Here is a 16,362-nt window from a genome sequence, read left to right on the forward strand (position 1 = left end):
CACACAGGAAGTGACTCATGGCTGAGAAATTGCACACCCGCGATCCCCACAAGTCGGATCTCGGCATCTACCTCGTCGGCGGGCTCGTCGGGGTCGCGGTCGCCGCGGTCTCGGTGATCGGAATCTCGGTGCGGGTGGGATCGTCCTGGGCCGGTATCGACCAGCAGGTGCCGGGAAATCCGATCGACGCCGGGTTTGCCGTGATGAACGGCAAACTGATCTGGCCAGTGCAGGCAACCGTGATGGCCGCCGCCGTGGCGGTGGTCGTGTTCGTTGTCATCGGCGTGTGCTCGTGGTGGTGGGCGGACCATAGGTCCAAGCGCCGCAGCAAGACGCCGGCCGGGTTGGCGACGTTGAAAGACCTGCGGGTCGCCAAGCTCGACGAAGCCTCGGCGCGTAAGGAGGGCCGGTTCCTGCGCCCCTCACTCGAGGGCATCTCGGACAAGGACATCGAGACCGCGGAGCTGGCGTTGCGCCTGGGTTTCCTGCACAACTCCAAGCACCCGGTGTGGGTGTCGACGAAGGACGCGATCTACGTCGAGGGTGCAGCACAGCAGGGTAAGTCGTCCCGTTTGGCGGTTCCGATGGTGCTCTCGGCTCCCGGTGGTTGCCTGATCACGTCGACGAAGGTCGATGTCTTGCATCAGACTTGGCTGCCGCGGTTTTTGCGCGGTGAGGTCGTCGTGTTCGATCCGGAGGACATTTCCGGGTGGCCGGATCGGATCACATGGTCGGTGATCGCCGGGTGTGAGGACGCGGACGTGGCGATCCGCCGCGCTGCCGCTTTGGTGGCGGCGAAGCCGAAGACCGCGAAGTCGAGCGGGGACGGGGATTTCTTCGATCAGAAGGCAGCGACCCTGCTGCGGTGCTATTTGCACGCGGCCGCGCTCGGGGCATGCGCCTCTCGGACGTGGTGCAGTGGTGCGAGTCCACGGACGCGGAGGATGCCCGGGCAATCCTCGACGAGCGTCATCCGGAGTACACGCACCCTCGCCGAGATCCTGGATGCGAAGTCGGAGAAGACGACGTCGAGCATTCTGATGGTGCTGACCTCGGTGATGGAGCCGTTGGCCTCGCCGTCGTTGCTGGCGGCGGTCGATTGCCCGGCCGCGGAGTCGTTCGACGTGCGGGACTTCGTCGATAAGGGCACCGGCACCATGTATGTCCTCTCCGAAGGCGGTAACGGGTCGGTGGCACCGTTCGCGGCCGCGCTGGCTGCGGAGGTGTTCTTCGTGGCAGCTCTCGCAACGCCGAGCCGGCCGCAAGCTGGACCCGTCGCTGCGTCTGGTCTTGGACGAACTCAATAACGTTGCGCCGATTCCGGAACTGCCCGCCAAGATGTCGGACTCGGGGGCCGCGGAATCCAGTTGGTCGCGTTCACCCACAACTTCTCGCAGACCGAACGTCGGTGGGGCCGCGAAGGCGCGAAGGAACTCGCTGGTAGCGCCAATATTCGGCTGATCCTGCCCTGCTCGACACCGCGACACTCAAGGAAGTCTCGACGCTACTCGGCTCCATCGAAGAGTTCGTGCTCTCGGCGCCGACGCCGCGTGGACGGGGAATGGGCGCTGCGCGGGGCGGAAGCCTGCACCGCCGCCAGGTGATGGAGGAATCGGCGATCCGCGAACTCGAAGAGGGCACGGCGTTGATGATTCGCCGCAACAACAAAGCCGTCATGCTCGACCTTCCCGGTTTCTGGGAGGACCCACAGATCAATGAGGTCGTCGCCGCGTCGGAAAGGCAGGCGGCCGTCGTCATCGAAGCAGGGTTTCGTGTCCACCTCCGCCCCGATCGAAGTCACCCCGCTCAGCTGAACAATGTCTCGCTTGCCCATCGAATTCCCTAGCCGAAGAAGGAGTTGTGCTCATGGTTCAAGGTCGTCGCAGCAGCACGAAGTCACGCAGTTCGTCCTCGTCGTCACAGCAGTGGGACGAAGTCGGTAAAGCAGTCAAGGCCGGCGCGGACGAATTGCGTGCGTTGACCACCCACTCACAGCTCTACCAGTGGGCGAAGGAACACAAGTTCGCGACCGCGTCGATGTTCCCGAAGTTCAAGACCGAGCTGAACAAGCGGCTCGACATCGATTACGACGAGCTGCGGTCGATCGCACAGCGTGAACGCTTCGCCCAGATCGAAGCAGCCGCCGTAGACGGTCGGTTGGTGGAACTGTGGGCGGCCGGTGACGACGAAGTCTCCTCGTATGCGGTGTGCGGGCCGGACGGATTCGTGGCCTGGTACGGAGAGTTCTTCGAGGACGACAAGATCCGCAAGGAAGGCGATCAGAACTCGGCGGACCTCTCGGCCGCCGGCAAAGCGGTGTTCCTGGCAGGCAAGGTCCGCGAAGAACTCGAGGTCGACGCACTGACCGTGCGGATTCACGTTCTCAACCATCACGTTCGCAGTGAGGACCTCATGCGGGCAGCTCTCGGCGCGGGAGTGGTGGTGGAGATCGACGTCGACGACGACACCACCGCGCTGGACTGGTGCCGCGAACCGGGATCGAAGTCCTGGCGGGAAACGAAACTCGAACGCCTCCTCGCCCGCGACACCGACACCGACACAGGGGAAGACACCGGTCAGGACGAGTCAGACACCATCGACGACACCGACGAAGACGGGGCAGGTGGTCAGTGATGGAGGCCGCCACCGGTCACGAGCCCACGATGTTCTACCCGAGCGGGCTCGTCGACTACCGCGTGGGGCACACGACCGAGCGTGTGCAAATGCTCGCCACACACGATCCGATCGTCGACGCCGAGGACTGGGAACGCAGCATCGGGCAGCTATTGGACTGGTTTCTGCGGACCGGTCCGGTGCTTGCCCTCACCCTGCTCGGTCAAACGGACTGCGCGCAAGTGCTTCGCGATCTTCCCGAAGTGCATACCCAGGATGTGTTGAAGCGGCCTGCGCTCCTGCGCAAGTACGACGCCGCGCTGACATCGGGGAAAGAGGTGATGGAAGCTGCCGCTCGCGATCGTCGACGGCCGTACGACTCGGCCGATCCATTGGCCGCCTCGTCTTCGCCTCTTGGTGAGTCCGCGCAGCTCACACAGTTGGTGCAGGACGTCCACACGGACGCGTACAAGATGCTGGTGCCGACCCGTTCGAAGGCCGGATTGCGGGCAGGCAACCTGCTCGCAGCCGGCCTTATCTCGGCCGATCTCGGCCCCGAGCTGACCGCCGAGTCGTACGCGCACGAGATCGACATGGATCTGCGGATCGCGTTCTGGGAGAGAGTCGACTCCGCGTTCTGGGTGCCACGGCGGAGCATCGCCGCGACCGAGGGTCGGTGTGAGCACCAGACCCGGGAGTATCACCGCTGCACCGGACCGATGAGCAAGAGAACGGATATTGTTGCGGCACAAGATGATGCCCGTATACGCCAGGTCGGGTGTGTACCGGCGACCCTGCAACGGAAAGTGAGTCGAGACGGTGGATGACGAATTCGACGACGAGCAGCTCGAGGACGATGTCCCTGCGCGGGTGTACCGGTGGGTCGATCTCGATGGGGAGCAGGCGGCGGAGCTGTGGGCGGAGCTGATCGCGTGGGTGGGGTGGTTCCGGCGCCGGTATGCCGTGACCGGCTCGGATGCGGTGATTCCGCCGTGCTGGTTCCGCCATCCCGTGGCGGTCGAGGAGTTGACGGCGCTGATGGTCGCGCACCAGAGCGCCTACACCCTCGACGAGCCGGGATCGGAGCTTGCAGCGTTCCATGTGCAGTGGCTCTGGCCGACGTTGCGCGATCTCCCGGTCCGGATACAAGCGGTGCTCGGACTCGAAGTGCTCGTTCAACGCGCCGGAGGTGGTCGATGACCATGGTTTGGGAGTGGGTTAGCGACGACATCGCCGCCCGGCGATGACTTTCTGCGTCACGAAAACTGCCGTTGAGCTGCATATATACTTGGTGTTTCCCTGTAAAGTGATGGAAGCGATCGAACGTATCGCACGGGAGGGCTGGGGCCCCATGACCACTGCGCATAAGGTCACCACACGCACCGCATCACGCGGTGTCGAAGAGTCGATTCAGTTCGCCGCCGCGGGGTTCGTCTCGCCAGCGGCACCGTCACCGAGGCCGACAAGGCAGCTGCACGCCGCGTCGCGCGGGGTGTGAGCACGCCGGAGCAAGAGTTGGCGGCGTTCCGCCAGGAGCTCGAGCTCTGATCGTCCGTTGCCTGCGACAACTTCACAGTTCGTTCCAATCGGAAGCCCGATATCCCTGAGGGGAGATGCCGCACCGAGTTGACGCACTGGACGTCACCGGGGCTGAGGCGGCCACGGCACGGTTCATCTCGTCGGACGCAGGCTGGGCCATCTGCCAACTATTTCCATTCAAGCAGGTACACGGGTACGAGCGAGTCAAGCCTGAGGCCATTCTGAAGCTGAGAGAACTGAGATGAGAACCAAGATCGCCGTGGCGGTGGCGGCTGCAGCACTTGCTGTGGTCACCGGCTGCGGCAGCAACAACGGCGGGACAGGCCCCGGTCGTATCGAGACACGGGCAGACGACAAGCGCTTCGAGTCCGTCCTGGAGCGGGAGAACGTGCCCATCAAGGCGAAGGACGCCGTCAAGACGGCACATAACATCTGTGAGGACTTCGCCAACAGCACCGACAACCCGGAGAACGTGGACCCGTTCGAGGTCTACCGGATCGTCCAGAGCGCGGCTATCAAGACCGACCTGAGTGTGGAGGATGCGTCCATGTTGGTCGTAGCGAGTGTCGAGGCCTACTGCCCGGAATACAAAGCGGGGTTCCAGAAATGAACTAACCACGGCCGTCGATCAAGGCCAGATGGCCTTTCAGGGCAGTGATGCCTTCGGCCCCTGGATCAAGGTCCGAGGTCACATAGCAAGGTCGGCGATGAAGGCAGCTAAGACCCCTACGCACCAGTCGAGCACACCCGGACTATCCCGGCGACCCCGGACGAGCATCGAGGCCATCAGAGCAGCAGCAGCGATGAGTACGCAGACAATGATCTTTATCCCTGGCATCATGCGCCACAGTGAAGCCTGGACCTCCGGCCAAAATCAACGTGATCTGTGGATAACTCCAATTGCTCGCAGTTCTGCTTGTAGACCTTAGTGTTGGTCTCATGTTGTTGAGTGGTTGGCAGCAGGCGTTGACTGTGTTGCTCACGGTAATTCCGGGATTTGTGTATCAAGGTGCACGTGCACATTTTCGGGGTCCGACGCCGGATGAACGCGAGATCGGTGTTCGCATTCTGCGAGCTTTGGCGTTGTCGGGGATCTTCGCCCTTCTGTACGTGGGCGTTCTTGGCTCAAGTTTGACGTCGAAGCTCTCCGATCCGGTGAAGTATCTCGATAACCCGCATTGGTCGGCGTTGTGGGCCTTCCTCATGGTTTTCGCCATTCCGTTCCTCGCCGCGTTGATCGTCCATCTGTGGAGCAGTAGGAGGCAGTCTCCCGGGGTCCACTGGAGCAAGTTCTTCCGCGTCTACAACCCTGTGCCCACCGCGTGGGACTTCGCCAATACCCGGCTTGAGCCGGGTTTCGTGAGGTCCTGACCAAGGAGGGGCTCTGGATCGGGGGCTATGCCGGTGAGCAGTCGTTCTTCACTAGTTACCCGGAGAGTCGGGAAGTGTTCGTCGAAGAAGCATGGGTAATCGACAACGACGGCGAGTTCAAGGAGCCGATCTCCGCTTCGGCTGGAATGTGGGTCCGGTGTGATGATGCGCAGCTCGTGCAGTTCCTCAGGCCAGTCCCGCCAACGTGATCGTGCACTGGAACGCTCGGGTAGCGGGGTGCGGAACTGCGGCTTTCCGTGGATACTCGACGTCAGGCCAGATGTCGACGGCCTCGAGGAGGAATCTCGGTGAGTGAGACCAAGAAAAGCGAGGGCTGGCTGCCGCCACGCACGGGTGGGTACGTCCCTGAGCGAAAGAGTGGCTCGGTCCCGATCCGTGCGGGAGCAGCGAAGACGACGGTGCGCGCAGTTCCACCCAAAGGTGGTGGCGGTGTCGGAAACATCCATCGGAAAAACCGAGATGACCGGTCGCGATGAAGGAGAACTTCGAGCATCCGGGTGCCTGATGGAACGTTCGGTGCGCAGCCCATCACGCGAATGGTCGATCGAGGTGACGGGACGGAGAAACGAGGCGGATCCAGTCCCAGGCGCCGGCGGCAACCTCCTCCACCACCGCCTCCACATACTCCACCTCCTGGCGGCGGTGGCGTGAGCCAGAAACCTAAGTAGACACAAGTAAGACCCCGAACAGAACATCGTTCGGGGTCTTACTTCGTCTGGAGGTCAGCGTTCCAGTCCGCGGCCGCGTTGCTTCTGCTGCTCGGCTTGCTCGCGTTGGCGGGCGAGCATCATGGCGCGGTTGTTGCGTTCCTTCGCCTGATGCGGCCGGGTCGTGTCCTTCTCGGCGATCTGTTCGCGCTGGGAGATCTCGGCCGCAGTCTGCTCGGGAGTGAGGTCACGTCGGCGTTCTTGTTCGGCGGTGATAGCGGTGTCCTGCCCGGCGAGTTGCTGTTGCTGGGTGTCGATCCGTTCGAGGGCTTTGTCGGCGGTGTTGAGGGCCTGGCGGTCGTGTTCTTCGGCTTCGCGGAGCGCCGCGGGCAGCTGCTTGTCCGCTTCGGCGGCGGCGGCGGCGACCTGGTCCCATTGGTGAGCGGGTGCGATCGCTTCGGCGTTGGTGCGGGCGATTTTGAGCTGCTCGACTGCGGCTGCACGTTCGGCGGCGAGAGCGCCGATCTTCGCTTCGAGTTCGGCTCGTTTGCTGCGGGCGAGGCGTCCGGTGCCGGCGAGTTCGGTGCGGGCGCGGTCGATTGCGGTGTCGACGCGGCGCACTGCTTCGGTGCGGGTTTCGATCGCCGCGCGGGCTTGGTCGAGTGCGTGTGCGGGTGCGGTGATGCGGTTGTGTTCGCGGCGCACGTTCTCGGTGCGGCTGCGCGCGATTGCTGCTGCGCGGGTCGCTGTGGTGAGGGTGCGGAGCTGTTCGAGGTGGCGTTGTTTCGCGGCGATATGGCGGCGGGCGGCGACGAGTTTGGCTCCGCTGAGTGCGCGTAGGCCGGTGAGTTGGTGCGGCGCTGCGGTGCGCGGTTCCCGGGTCGTGGTGGGTTCGGTCTCGTGGTCGCGCTGCGCCGGTGCGGCGCGCGTCTTTCCGCGTCGGGTGATGGGTGCGGTCTCGACGGGGCGGGGTTGGGCGGCGGTGCGCGTCGTTTCCGGCGAGCGTTCCGGCTGCGGCGCAGGGGTGGGTGTGTCGAGGGTGTCGAGGTAGTCGCGTAGCTCGGTGGCGTAGGCGGCGAGGGCGCGGTCGATGTGGCTGATCGGTTCGCGGGTGGCGGGCTGCGCGGCCGCGGTGGGGCATCGCCGAGGGTGCGGATGCGTTCGAGCAGTGCGGTTCCGTAGCCGTCGATGCGCTCGGGGCCTTGTTCGGTGATGGTGGCCACGAGGGTGTGGGGGTCGCGGCCGCCGTGGATTTCTGCGTCGGCGACGGCTGCTAGTAGTGGGTCCACTGTCCGTCGTCGCGGATCGCGTCGACGACGTGAGCGGGAGCGCCGATTCGAGCAGTGACGCGGCGTCACCTTCCGCGATACGGGCAAGGGCAGCGTTGTAGGCGGACTGTTGCGGGTGCGTGTACTCGAGGTCGACGGGGCGCAGGCCGTCGAAATCTGTCGCGGTGACGGTGGGGGAGCTGCCGATCTGGTCGCGCATTCGGGCGGCGAATTCTCGCAGGGAGTGATCGCTGCCGGGGTGGGTCGGCGGGAGGATCGCCAGCTGGTCGTCGGCGAGTTCAGGTGTCGGCACGCTCTTGAGTCGGCCGAGCAGGGCACCTGGAACGTTTCCGACGGTGGCGAGTTCACGGTCGGTGGCCGCGGTGAGAATGGGGGCGATGTCCGCGCCGTGGGTGGCGAGTTCCCGTACCCGTGCGACGAGGGAATCGAAGCCGTCCTGCTTCTTCGCGGTGGCCAGGATGGTCGCCGGCAAGGTGCGGTCGAGCAGGTGCAGGGCGTAGTCGGTGCCGAGTTTGACGGCGGCCACGTCGTAGTAGGTCTGGAAGCGGCCGGGGTCGCTGGCGCGGTCGAGTGCTTCGCGTAGTTGTTCGGTCGCGGAGATCTCTTCGCCGCGGCGATCGAGGATCTCGGCGAACACACCGCCCCGGGTGGCGACGGGGTCCGGTTGGTGGTCGAGGTCGCCTTCGGGCAGCTCGTCGGTGACGAGGTAGGCGTAGTTTCCGTGGCGGCCGCGGGTGAGCGCGACGTAGCCGGCTTCGCGGGTGACCGATGCTCCGAGTAGTGAGCGGGCCACGTCGACTGTCATGCCCTGGGCGCGGTGAATTGTGTGCGCGTAGCCGAGTTCGGTGTGCTTGGCCAGGTACCAGTTCGGGAGGGTGACGGTACCGCCGTGGCGTTTGTGGACGGCGATGACGCCGTGCTTGGTGACGGCCTGCACGGTCCACAGGTCACCGTTCTGGATGCGGCGGCCGGGGCGGGTTCCACCCGCCGAGGTGATGCTGGTTTCGTTGCGGCGGGTGACGATGATGTCCCCGACGTAGGCGTGGTCGCCTGCCGCGAGAGCTGCGTGTGCACCCTGCGTGACGGTGCCGTCGACCAGGTGGATCGCCTGCGCTGCTTGGTTGAGGGACTGCACGTCGGCGGTGGTCGGGGCGAGCATCACCGAAGTCGATCCGGCGGCGGTGTCGGCGAGGTGATCGCGCAGGAGTGTGTCGAGTAGTTCGTCTCGGCTGCCTCCGAAGAGGCGGCCACGGTCCTCGTACCATCCGATGACGGAGTGCTCGCCCTTGCGCAGTGCGAGGGAGATTTCGCGTTCGTCGGAGTCGCTGAAGCGGACGACTTCTTCGAGTTCGGGTGCTCGGGTATCGCGGGCGAGGAGGCCGAGTGCGCCGCCAGCGTTGACGGCAGACAACTGTGCGGGGTCACCGATCAGCCGGACGACGGCACCGTGTTGGGCGGCGATCTGCACGAGGGTGTCGAGCTGGTGCGTCGATGCCATACCGGCTTCGTCGACGAGCAGCATCGTGCCGCGGCTGATCTGGACGTCGGCACCGTTGCGGGCGCGGGTGAGGATGTCGTCGATGGTGCGCCCGCGTACTCCGATGTCCTCTCCGAGCACGCTCGCCGCTGCTGCAGACGGTCCGAGCGCGATCACCTCGCGGCCCTGCGCCTGCCATGCGTCGGTGACCGCTTTCATGGCGGTGGTCTTGCCGGTTCCCGCGGGGCCGATACCGACAGCGAGAAGCGGTTCGGTGGTCGCGAGGTTACGTGCCAGGGCGATCTGTCCCTTGTTGAAGGGGCGGCCCTCGAGGTCTTCGCGGTAGGCGAGGGCGGTCTCGAAGGCGGTGTCGGAGACGGTGAACACGGTCGGGGTGTGGGCGGCGTTCAGGAGTCGTTGCTCGGCGTCGAGCATTGCGTTGCTGGTGTAGCGGGCCTTCTGGTGATCGGTGAGAGTGGACTCACCGTTGGCGCGGGTCAGTGCCGTGGGCATCTCGTCGAGGGAGATGTCGATGAGGAGGGAGTCGCGGTGCAGGGCGCGGTTGACGACGATCTCGACGGCTGCGCTGGCTTGTTGCTCGGACGGGAACTTCACGCGCGCGAGCATGTCCTCGGCGACGGTGCGGACGTTCGCCTCGGTCCACGTACTGCGGTGCAGGGACACCCGTTCGACGACGGATGTGGCCATGTCGTCGGCGTCGAACTGGTTGACGTCGATGAACGGTTCGTCCTGTGAGAGGGCAGCCGCGAGGACGGTGTCGATGCCACCGGGGCCGAGTATGTTCTCGGCCTGCTGCCGCCATTCCTCGCGCATCGCGGCCAACGATCTGGGGGTTTGCTTGCCGGATCGGGTTTCCAGGGTGGCGCGTTGCACCAGGGATACCTGCACAACTTTCGACGGATTCTTGCCGTGTTCGGCGCGGTATTCGGCCATCAGTTCGTTGGCGCGTTCCATGATCTGTGGGCGGCGAGAGAATCCCTCGAGAAGCTCTTGGGGCATCCCGGCGATATCGCGGACGGGTTGCTTGTTCTCGCCGCGTGAGCGGTCCTCGAACGCGACGGGGAGTGCGCGGCTGATCTTGTCCGCAACGATGCGGTTGTAGCGGGCAGCGCCTGCGACGGCGATACGGTGCAGAGGTCTGGCGTCGAGGGACGACCAGTTTCCGTCGATGCCGCGGACCTTGTTCGAGACGGCGCAATGGGTGTGCAGGTTGGGGTCGCCGTTGCGGTTGTCGAAGTGGTCGAACTGGGCGATGACCAGTCCGTGAGTGTCGGCTTGCTCGACACCGGCGGTGCCGCGGCGGGTCAGCGCGGCTTCGGATTCGATCCACGCGATGGTCTCGTTGACCGCCTCTTTGTGGGCCTTCTCGATGGCGATACGTACGTCGTCGCCGCCGAGTCCCCACAGGACCGAGACGCTTTTCGCTGGTGTGAACACGAGGTCGTATCCGGCGACGGGCTGGCGGATCTTCGACTCTTGAGCGGCCATGAAGCGGACGAGTTCGCCTTTGGTCGCCGCTGATTCTCCGTGCTGCTGGTGGAAGTGTTTCGCGGCGATCTGGAAGCGCATTGCGTCGCGTTCGTCACGGGTCGGTGCCTTTCCGGTCTCCTTGCGGTGTGCGTCCAGGGCGGCATTCAGCTCGTTGACGAAGGGGACATCGTTCTTAAACCTCGGGAAGGCGCGGCCAAGTTTCTGCGCTTCGAGCGCAGCGTGTGGGGCCATCCCGGCGGCGATGGCTTGATCGAAAAGTAGGTCGGCATTGGGGTGCAGTCCTTCGCCGAACAGGGCGCGCATCTGCTCTTCCGAGACCTGACCGGACAAGTCGAGGTCGTCGATTCCTTTGCCGATCCAGAGGCCCGGTGGCGTGCCTTCGGCGACGTAGTAGTCGGCCAAGTTCTGGCCTCGACCGATCTCGCGGTCACCGCTGGCGACTTGTCGGGTGAGGTAGGTATAGCCGTCGCCGGCGTGTAGCCGGTGGAGCGTCATCACGACGAAATCACGCTCAGATCGCGTCGCGCCACAGGCCTTTCGGCACGCTGACGGAGCGGTCGCGGGGGCCGACTGTGGTCATCTTTGACGCCACTCGAGTCCGCACTACCAGCACCGCCGGAGAGCGACTTGAGCGTCATCATGAGGTACAGCTTCCCCTAGGCCCACGGCAAGTGCAAATGGTGTGTGCGGTTTGTCGGTTGTGCTTTTGAGCTGAGGCACGAAGCAGAGCGAAGGCACGAAGCAGAGCGAAGGCACGAAGCAGAGCGAAGGCACGAAGCAGAGCGAAGGCACGAAGCAGAGCGAAGGCACGAAGCAGAGCGAAGGCACGAAGCAGAGCGAAGGCACGAAGCAGAGCGAAGGCACGAAGCAGAGCGAAGGCACGAAGCAGAGCGAAGGCACGAAGCAGAGCGAAGGCACGAAGTAGAGCGTGTGCAACAGGGAGATTGAGACCGAGCGGTCTAGGATGATGCGCATGACGTCTACCGCGAACAAAGTAAGCGCGAGAGAACGTGCTCGCTCCGCCACTTCCGCGCGCCTTGCTCGCGAGCAGGAACGCATCAAGCGAAACGAAGATGATCTCGCTGCGTTCTTTAAGGCGCAGGAGACCAGCGAGAGGGTTGAGTCGGATGCCGAGACGCGAATTGCGCGGATCCGCGACGAGACGAAGATGAAGCTGGTTCAGTCGGAGTCAACTCAAGCGCTGGCGCTGCTCGCATTGAAGAACCGTGGTGAGTCCGTGGCCGCGATTGTTGAGATGGCGGGGCTGTCGAGTTCGGAGGTAAACCGGCTACTCAAGATCGCGCGCCGGAGCGTAGCCGCGGAGTCCGGCGAGGGTCCGCGGCCACTGAAGGGAACGGGCGGTGACACGCCTCCGACCACAGCCGTCACCGCTCCGGAAGCGTCACAGCCTTCGGAGCGCTCGTCCGATGAGACTCCGTCCGCAGTGGCATCCTGACCACCAGTTACGAGTGATGTGATGTCGACCCGCACGCGATTGTCCCCAGTGGGGTGTCAGCGACCGATTGTGCGTTGTCTGAGATCGAGCGGAGCGGGCCAGGAATCTCGGGCATCCACATGAGGGATGTCGCTGTCCCCGATTGGGGGCAACCGCCCGGGCCGCAGGCGTGGAGTCCGGAAGCGTTAGGTGCGCAGAAGTGGAACCCTGATGCCTGAGCCCCTAACGCTTCCGGCGCCGGGTGACCCGGAGCTGGTGAGGTTTGAGAGTTTCGTTGTTCGTGGACCCCGGGCGGCCGACTGTTGGTTGTGGCGGGGTGCCGTGGCGGACGATTCCTACGCGAGATTTTGGCTCATGCGTGGCGGGCGGCAGCGGGTGGTTCGTCCGCACCGGTACGCCCTGTCCCTCGAGCTCGGGCGTCCCCTCACCGATGACGAGGTCGCGTTGCACGAAGTGTGTGACAACCCAATCTGCGTTCGGGCGTCCTCGCAAGCGTTAGGTCCTCCACATGTGGTGCTGGGAACGCAGGCACAGAACCTGGCCGGCATGGGCGCAAAGGGTCGTGGTGGCGGCCGCGGGCAGACATGGCGTTGGTACGGGCCGGACCGTGCAGCGCGGGTCGCTCGGTCGCGGGCGTTACGGGATGCAGTGCGTAACGGGTGGGACGACGATGCAGTGCAAGCGGCGCTGCGAATGTCGGATGAACCAACACTGTTCTGACAGAACACCAACGATGAAAACCGATGATGGGAAGAGTGCGTAGTGGAGGAATCGCAGATCGAAACCCGACTCCGGGCGTTGGTCGTGGACTCGGCCAACCCGAGCGGGGCGGACCTGACCGCCATCGTCGAGGGCACACCAATCGAGGACGTCCGGCCCGAAGCGCCGACGATCGACCTGGTGTACCCGCCGGCAGAAACAAGACGGCACTTCCGGTACTGACCGTCACGTCCGGCCGCGCCACAAGTAGCCGCGTGGGCTCTGTGTCGCGCAGTGGGTTGTCGGGCTCGATGCCCGTCAACCCACCACAGGGGTCGGGACCCGCGCGACCACAGCGACGCACGCACCGGTGCCCTGCCTCTTCGTGGTGAAGGGGCAGGGCACCGGTGTGTGTTGTGTGTCAGTCGATGTCGACACCAAGCTCTTGTGCCTTGGCTACGCCGATGTCGATGAGTTCGGAAAGGTGAACGGGGTTCAGCCCGTGCCGGATGCTGTGCTCGAGCAGTCGCAGCAACTTCATTCCCAGCTCGTGGCCACCGGCGGCGGAGTCGGCGCGCTCGCAGGCTATGCGGGCCTCGCCGCCGTGTCCGGCCATGTAGGCGAAGAGTCCGGCGATGGTGAGCATGTGGGCGCGAGCCACGCCCCGCAGGTGACGGGAAATGTGCACGGTCGCGGCGGTGGCGTCCTCGAGTCCGTGACGACCGGCCGCGATGATCGCATCGCGGCGCTCGCCGCCCAGTGTCGCGACCATTCCGACGCGTCCGGCGAGGTCGGCGCTCGGCTGGTCTCCTGTGCGGACAACCTCGAGCAGTTCGGCGAGGGTGGCGCGCACGAAGTCGTCGCCCTGTTCGACGCTGACGGTGTGGGCGGCGCGCATGTCTGCCTCGGCCGCGAGACCGTAGCGGGCGTAGAGGGCGGCGGCCGACGATGCGACGTTGCGCCCGTACAGCACTGCCGCCACGGACACATCGCTGAATCGATGATCTACGGTCACACTCATCTCGAGGGTGTCGAGATCGGTCCACGTTGCCCCCTCCTCGATGTTGGCCGTGTGCAGCATCCGCAGTGTGGGGATGTTGTGGTGCGCGAGGTGCTCGCGCACGGCGAGCGCGTTGCTGATCGCCTCGTCGATCACCACGGGCGAGCCGTCGACGATCACGACGGTGATCGCGCCGGTGACGTTCTCCCGGTGCCCGATCGCGGCCAGTGTTCCGCTGTGACGGTCGATGCCCCGATCGTCGGCGTCGACGCGTGCGGCGAGGAGAATCCGAGTCTCGGTGTGATCGTCCACGACGCTCTCGGTGAGCAGAAGCGTCACGATCGAGAAGACTGGAACGAAACCGAGCAGAGCAGGAATCGACGCGACAACATCGGTGGCGGTGGTGAGGCGAATGGACTGCATGACGCTCCTTCGATCGAACACGGTGACCGGGCCACGTGGCCCGCCAATTTTTTTGCCCTTCTGGCGAAGGAGAATCGGATCGGCAGGGGGCCGGAGTGCAACTTCTGAGCCGGGAAAGTTTCTCGTCGAGCGCAGCGAGTCGAGAGAAGTTTCCCGGAGCCGTAGGCCGGAGCGCAGCGGAGTCAGGGGTTGCGCGCAGGTCACCGCCGATCAGAATCGGAAGGCCAGAAGGGAAAAAAAATCAATGCTCTCCCCGGGCGGAGCGCAGCGGAGCACCTCTTGGGGGACACCGCAGGTGGCCGGCCGCCGGGCAGGCGCCACCCCCACGTCCACCCATGAATCGGGGGCATCGGACCGCCTATGAACGACTCAAATGCCCGGCTGTAGGTGTCCCGATTGACACCCCGAAAGCAACATCATCACCGGACGGGCCAAACCGGAACGCGCAGCTCAGAGACTCTCAGTCAACGCCCCGCGTTCCTCCTCGGGAGCCTGGCTCCGAAGGCGTTGGAGCGCGCCTGTCAGGGGTTCGGCTGCGTGACGATCCATGCCGGTCCACTAGGAAGTCGTGATCGACGAACCCGACGCTTGATGTGCGTCCTTCGATGCGGGTGCTCGGCATACTGTGGCGGTGGCAGTCGAGCGGGTGGGCTCGAGACCAGAAGGGTGGTGGGTGTAGCTGTGGACAGTGCTGAGGTCCGCGGGTCGAATGCACCCCCACAGGGCGGGAGTTTCCGGTTCTACCTCGACGGCCAACGCTGGCAATGGTCCGATCCCGTTGCCCGGATGCACGGTTATCAACCGGGTGAGGTCACTCCCACCACCGAGCTTCTGCTTTCTCACAAGCATCCAGACGACCACGCGCAGGTCGCAGCATTGTTCGAGAAGATGATTCATGCCGGTGAGCCGTTCAGCAGCAAACACCGCATCGTCGACACCGACCGCCGGATCCACCACGTCATCGTGGTGGGCGACCGGATGCTCGACGAGGAAGACCAGGTCATCGGAACTTCCGGGTACTACATCGACGTCACCGATACGTTGGAGACCGATCTACGCGACTTCAACTCGGCACTGACCGGGGCGGTCGCCGAACTCGAACGATCGCGGGCGGTGATCGAGCAGGCCAAGGGTGCACTCATGCTCGTCTACGGCATCTCCTCCGAACGTGCCTTCGGCATCCTGATCTGGCGCTCGCAGCACACCAACACCAAACTCCGCATCCTCGCCGAACGTTTCGTCGATAGCCTCACCGCCGAGGCGATGCTGCCCGAGTCGTTTCGCGCCCGCTTCGATCACCTGCTCCTGACCGCACACAAGGACCCGACAGAGGATTAGGGGCATGGGACTGACGGGGTATCCCGCACGAATGAGCACTTGACCCGCGGGCCCCGGGACGAGACTTGCGCAGCGCGGAAACTGTCCTCTTCCGGACCGGCTCCCAGCCGGGCCGCCCGCCGCTATGTGGTGGTGACGTCGGGTGGGTCGGGCAGGTCGACGTCGAGAACGAAGTCGAGCCAGATGATCGCGTCGGCCAGGGTTTCCGCCCGTAGGGTGATGTCGAAGTGTTCGGCGGCGGTGAGCAATCGGCGCCCCTCAGCAGGATTCTGGGTGAGGAAGGCCGACACCGTCCGCAGCATCCAACGCTCCGACGGGGGCAAGGATTCGACGTCGACATCCCCGCCGGCCGTGGACCGGAATTCCAGGATGAATTTCTCTCCTGGGCCTGCGGCACCCAGGCGCGCGATGAGGACGCCGACGATGGCATCGACGACCCAGGCGAGGACGTCGCGGTAGGCCGGCCGACCGTTGGTGGGGTGCGGGTCGGCGCACACTGCGGAGATCTCACACGAGAACCGGGCGGCATCACGGTCACCGACAAGCTGCATCAGCCGACCGCCTAGCGCTGCGGCCGGCGGGCTGGTGGGGCGGCTGGCGTTCGATCCCATGCCCGAGAGTGCCCGGTCCTGGGCACCACCACGCACTTCGGTCGGCGCCGCGTTCGAAGAATCAGCAGGCGTGGGTGCAACGAGCTGCCCAGAACGGAGAAGGAGAGATGCCCGACCGAGATGACCAAGCCGTTGCCGTTGCCGCGGCCCGGCGGATGCATAACCGGCTTCCTCTGGTTTCTGGGCGGGCGGAGAGTATCGAGATTCTTCGGGCCTGGGGTGGTCTGAGCGTGAGCAAGCCGCGCAGGCGTTTCGATCAGGATTCGCAGTCGAAGGGACGCCCACAGGAACCGAGGCCAGTAAGCGGATGGACACGGCCAGCGGGAGCATCGAATCCGGGGCGGTGGTGGTCATGCCGGTCCTCCT

General features: G+C 64.8%; 13 protein-coding genes. 10 read left to right on the forward strand and 3 right to left on the reverse strand.

Annotation, left to right across the window (positions count from 1 at the left end; all coding sequences use genetic code 11):
* Positions 1-17: 17 nt before the first annotated feature.
* The 7 genes from HYG77_RS38125 (at position 18) to HYG77_RS38160 (ending at position 5,523) form a co-directional block, all read left to right on the forward strand.
* Positions 18-1,307, forward strand: coding sequence for a hypothetical protein (locus HYG77_RS38125; RefSeq protein WP_208964506.1), 1,290 nt, complete (start codon positions 18-20; stop codon positions 1,305-1,307).
* A gap of 254 nt (positions 1,308-1,561) precedes the next feature.
* A complete protein-coding gene (locus HYG77_RS38135; RefSeq protein WP_208964508.1) occupies positions 1,562-1,846 on the forward strand; it encodes a hypothetical protein in 285 nt (94 codons plus the stop codon).
* 20 nt (positions 1,847-1,866) lie between these two features.
* Complete coding sequence (locus tag HYG77_RS38140; protein ID WP_109336458.1) at positions 1,867-2,634, forward strand: hypothetical protein; 768 nt, start codon at positions 1,867-1,869, stop codon at positions 2,632-2,634.
* Positions 2,634-3,440, forward strand: coding sequence for a hypothetical protein (locus HYG77_RS38145; protein WP_109336459.1), 807 nt, complete (start codon positions 2,634-2,636; stop codon positions 3,438-3,440). The genes HYG77_RS38140 and HYG77_RS38145 overlap by 1 nt, the downstream gene beginning before the upstream one ends.
* Entirely contained in the window at positions 3,433-3,813 is a 381-nt protein-coding gene (locus HYG77_RS38150; RefSeq protein WP_208964509.1) for a hypothetical protein, read from the forward strand. Before HYG77_RS38145 ends, HYG77_RS38150 begins: the two co-directional genes overlap by 8 nt.
* Before the next feature lie 580 nt (positions 3,814-4,393).
* On the forward strand, positions 4,394-4,762 hold the full coding sequence (locus HYG77_RS38155) for a DUF732 domain-containing protein (protein WP_109336462.1): 369 nt from the start codon (positions 4,394-4,396) through the stop codon (positions 4,760-4,762).
* 329 nt (positions 4,763-5,091) lie between these two features.
* Complete coding sequence (locus HYG77_RS38160; RefSeq protein WP_208964510.1) at positions 5,092-5,523, forward strand: DUF6338 family protein; 432 nt, start codon at positions 5,092-5,094, stop codon at positions 5,521-5,523.
* 743 nt (positions 5,524-6,266) lie between these two features.
* On the opposite strand, the gene mobF is transcribed toward HYG77_RS38160, so the two are convergent.
* Complete coding sequence (gene mobF, locus HYG77_RS38165; protein ID WP_244461600.1) at positions 6,267-10,964, reverse strand: MobF family relaxase; 4,698 nt, start codon at positions 10,962-10,964, stop codon at positions 6,267-6,269.
* Positions 10,965-11,433: 469 nt separating this feature from the next.
* On the opposite strand from mobF, the gene HYG77_RS38170 reads away from it, so the two are divergent.
* Together HYG77_RS38170 and HYG77_RS38175 are read left to right on the forward strand one after the other, a co-directional pair.
* Positions 11,434-11,925, forward strand: a complete 492-nt coding sequence (locus HYG77_RS38170; protein WP_208964512.1) for a hypothetical protein — start codon at positions 11,434-11,436, stop codon at positions 11,923-11,925.
* A 762-nt stretch (positions 11,926-12,687) separates the two neighbouring features.
* Positions 12,688-12,867 (forward strand): hypothetical protein, encoded by a 180-nt coding sequence (locus tag HYG77_RS38175; RefSeq protein ID WP_208964513.1) that lies wholly within the window; start codon positions 12,688-12,690, stop codon positions 12,865-12,867.
* A 178-nt stretch (positions 12,868-13,045) separates the two neighbouring features.
* On the opposite strand, the gene HYG77_RS38180 is transcribed toward HYG77_RS38175, so the two are convergent.
* Complete coding sequence (locus HYG77_RS38180; RefSeq protein WP_208964514.1) at positions 13,046-14,047, reverse strand: DUF4192 family protein; 1,002 nt, start codon at positions 14,045-14,047, stop codon at positions 13,046-13,048.
* Positions 14,048-14,716: 669 nt separating this feature from the next.
* Between HYG77_RS38180 and HYG77_RS38185 the strand changes: the two genes are divergently transcribed.
* Entirely contained in the window at positions 14,717-15,385 is a 669-nt protein-coding gene (locus tag HYG77_RS38185; protein ID WP_208964515.1) for a PAS and ANTAR domain-containing protein, read from the forward strand.
* A gap of 122 nt (positions 15,386-15,507) precedes the next feature.
* On the opposite strand, the gene HYG77_RS38190 is transcribed toward HYG77_RS38185, so the two are convergent.
* Positions 15,508-15,996, reverse strand: a complete 489-nt coding sequence (locus tag HYG77_RS38190; protein ID WP_208964516.1) for a hypothetical protein — start codon at positions 15,994-15,996, stop codon at positions 15,508-15,510.
* Positions 15,997-16,362 lie beyond the last annotated feature (366 nt).

The sequence above is a fragment of the Rhodococcus sp. ZPP genome (assembly GCF_017656075.1).
In the GTDB taxonomy this organism is placed as follows: domain Bacteria; phylum Actinomycetota; class Actinomycetes; order Mycobacteriales; family Mycobacteriaceae; genus Rhodococcus_F; species Rhodococcus_F oxybenzonivorans.

Excerpts from the sequence above, each read along its gene's own strand:
- HYG77_RS38180 (WP_208964514.1), bottom strand. The coding sequence starts at position 14,047 with ATGCAGTCCATTCGCCTCACCACCGCCACCGATGTTGTCGCGTCGATT.
- HYG77_RS38140 (WP_109336458.1), top strand. The coding sequence starts at position 1,867 with ATGGTTCAAGGTCGTCGCAGCAGCACGAAGTCACGCAGTTCGTCCTCG.
- HYG77_RS38125 (WP_208964506.1), top strand. The coding sequence starts at position 18 with ATGGCTGAGAAATTGCACACCCGCGATCCCCACAAGTCGGATCTCGGC.
- HYG77_RS38135 (WP_208964508.1), top strand. The coding sequence starts at position 1,562 with ATGGGCGCTGCGCGGGGCGGAAGCCTGCACCGCCGCCAGGTGATGGAG.
- HYG77_RS38155 (WP_109336462.1), top strand. The coding sequence starts at position 4,394 with ATGAGAACCAAGATCGCCGTGGCGGTGGCGGCTGCAGCACTTGCTGTG.
- HYG77_RS38160 (WP_208964510.1), top strand. The coding sequence starts at position 5,092 with ATGTTGTTGAGTGGTTGGCAGCAGGCGTTGACTGTGTTGCTCACGGTA.
- HYG77_RS38170 (WP_208964512.1), top strand. The coding sequence starts at position 11,434 with ATGATGCGCATGACGTCTACCGCGAACAAAGTAAGCGCGAGAGAACGT.
- HYG77_RS38145 (WP_109336459.1), top strand. The coding sequence starts at position 2,634 with ATGGAGGCCGCCACCGGTCACGAGCCCACGATGTTCTACCCGAGCGGG.
- mobF (WP_244461600.1), bottom strand. The coding sequence starts at position 10,964 with ATGACGCTCCACCGGCTACACGCCGGCGACGGCTATACCTACCTCACC.
- HYG77_RS38190 (WP_208964516.1), bottom strand. The coding sequence starts at position 15,996 with ATGGGATCGAACGCCAGCCGCCCCACCAGCCCGCCGGCCGCAGCGCTA.